Below are 1582 nucleotides of genomic sequence, written 5' to 3'. Positions count from 1 at the left end.
GGTCCTGGCCACCGGCGTCGCCACCACGGGGCTGGCCAGGCAGCTGGGCGTGAACCTGCCGGTGACGCCAGAGCGCGGCTACCATGTCATGCTTTCGGCCGGCGGGCCGGATTTCGCTTTGCCCACCACCTTCAACGAGCGCGGCTTCGTCGCCACGCCGTTGGAGATGGGCACCCGCCTGGCCGGCACGGTGGAATTCGGCGCCGCCGGCCGCCCGCCGAACTGGCGCCGGGCCGAAGTCCTGGCCAGCCATCTGAAGGCGCTCTACGGCGCCGCGCCTGGCATCGCCGAGCGCTGGAGCGGCGACCGCCCGACCCTGCCGGATTACCTGCCGGCGCTGGGCCGGCTTCCGGGGCTGGAGAATGCCGTGGTCGCCGCCGGCCACCAGCATCTGGGGCTGACCTTGGCCGCCACCAGCGCGCGGCTGGTGGCCAGCCTGTTCGGCACCGGGCCGGAGCCTTCGCTAGCCGCCTTCGACCCGGGCCGCTTCTGACCGGCGCGGCCGCGCCAGGCCGATGACCAGGAAGGAGGCGCCGAAGCACAGCCCGGCGAAGCCGATGCCCGCCGCCGGGCCGAGGCGCGCCGACAGCCAGCCGGCGGCCAGCGCGCCGAAGGGCCGCACGCCGTAATTGGCCAGCTGCAGCGTGGCCCCCACCCGGCCGAGCAGCGCCTGCGGCACCAGCGCCTGGCGGATCGACAGCTGGCAGACCAGCCAGAGCATCGGCCCGAAGCCCAGCAGGAACTGCGCCAGCATCGCCAGCGCCAGCCCGGCCGTCCCCGCGGGTGCGGCCAGCAGCAGCGCCGGGGCGAGCGCCGACAGCGCCGGCCCCTGCAGCAGCACCGGCGGATTGCCGAAACGCGCCAGGCACCACGGCGCCAGCGCGGCGCCGGCCAGCAGCCCGGCGCCCAGCCCCGCCTGGGCCAGGCCGATCTGCCCCGCCTGCAACCCCAGCGGCCCCAGCGCGAAGGGGACGAAGGCGGTCAGCATGGCGAAGAAGCCCATGTTCCAGAACAGCGCGCAGAGCCCGATGGCGCGCAGCAAGGGGTGCCGCAGCAGGAAGGCGGCGCCGTCGCGCAGCAAGGCCAGCGGGTGGCCACCGGTCGCGGGCGGCGGCGCCGCCACCGGCAGGCGCAGCGCGCAGCCCACCGCCAGCAGGGCGCCGGCCAGGCCCAGCGCATAGGCCAGCGGCAGGGCGCCGCGGGCGGCCAGCGCCCCCACGGCCACCGGGGCGGCCAGGGTGACCAAAGCGCGGGCCAGCTCCAGCCTGGCATTGGCGCGCGGCCGGGCCTCGGCGCCGACCAGCGCCGGCACCACCGCCGTCGCCGCCAGCACGAACAGCGCCGTGCCCATGGCGCCGAGGAAGCTGCCCAGCCCCAGCAGCCAGACGGCGCTGGTCTGCAGCCCGGCCAGCGCCAGCCCCAGCCCGGCCGCCGCCTTGCAGCCCGCCAGCGCCAGCACCCGCCGTCGCGGCCAGCGGTCGACCAGCAGCCCGGCCGGCAGCGACCAGACCAGCCAGGCCAGCGCCTGCAGCGCCAGCAGCTGCCCCAGCTGCCCGGCATCGCCGCCGAGCCCCAGCACCAC

2 protein-coding genes are annotated in these 1582 nt (G+C 77.2%); one reads left to right on the top strand and one right to left on the bottom strand.

Features of this window, described 5'->3' with window-relative positions; all coding sequences use genetic code 11:
- Window positions 1-493, top strand: a 493-nt coding sequence (locus BKE38_RS29040; protein WP_131829788.1) for an NAD(P)/FAD-dependent oxidoreductase, incomplete at its 5' end; no start/stop codon positions are given.
- Here the strand turns inward: BKE38_RS29040 and BKE38_RS33730 are convergent.
- The coding region (locus BKE38_RS33730) for an MFS transporter (RefSeq protein ID WP_131829787.1) at window positions 464-1582 on the bottom strand (1119 nt) is incomplete at its 5' end. The two genes, BKE38_RS29040 and BKE38_RS33730, sit on opposite strands and share 30 nt — an antisense overlap.

The organism is Teichococcus deserti (assembly GCF_001982615.1).
In the GTDB taxonomy this organism is placed as follows: Bacteria; Pseudomonadota; Alphaproteobacteria; order Acetobacterales; family Acetobacteraceae; genus Pseudoroseomonas; species Pseudoroseomonas deserti.
This window is presented reverse-complemented; position numbering and strand designations above follow the sequence as displayed.